The sequence below is a fragment of the Paenibacillus sp. 22594 genome, assembly GCF_052044425.1.
Lineage (GTDB): Bacteria > Bacillota > Bacilli > Paenibacillales > Paenibacillaceae > Paenibacillus_AQ.
On the sequence record NZ_JBQENA010000047.1, the window covers coordinates 1 to 560 of the forward strand.

The 560-nt window shown below is 46.4% G+C and carries 1 tRNA gene and 1 rRNA gene; both read left to right on the forward strand.

The features are described 5' to 3' along the window. Positions 1-54 (forward strand): 16S ribosomal RNA (locus ACTJKB_RS30910); the annotation flags it as partial. Positions 55-153: 99 nt separating this feature from the next. Beyond that, positions 154-229, forward strand: a tRNA-Ala gene (locus ACTJKB_RS30915). The last annotated feature ends 331 nt before the right edge of the window (positions 230-560 follow it).

Sequence of the window (560 nt, forward strand, 5' to 3'; positions counted from 1 at the left end):
GTGAAGTCGTAACAAGGTAGCCGTATCGGAAGGTGCGGCTGGATCACCTCCTTTCTATGGAGAATCGTTTCCTGCAACGGAAACATTCAAATTGGAAGCTAGACTTCCAGATACTTAACGCGTATCCATTTGTTCGGTTTTGATGGAATTTGCGGGGCCATAGCTCAGCTGGGAGAGCGCCTGCCTTGCAAGCAGGAGGTCAGCGGTTCGATCCCGCTTGGCTCCACCAACAAACTTCATCAATTTGTCATGTCTAGAATTACAGAAATCTTGATCCTTGAAAACTGGATACCGAAACGAATTTGCGTTTTAGAACATCTTTTAGCTGAAACTTGTGTAAACAAGTGGAAATAGTTATTAGTATGCTGAAAGCGAAGGTTTTCGATTGTGAAGCGACTTTTGGCTTTAAACAGACTAGCGAACGGATTCATCCGGAAGCGCTGTTTAAAACAAGATGAGCAAACAAGCGAAACACCGGAGCGCTGGTTAAGCTAATAAGAGCACACGGAGGATGCCTAGGCGCCAGGAGCCGACGAAGGACGTGGCGAACAACGAAACTG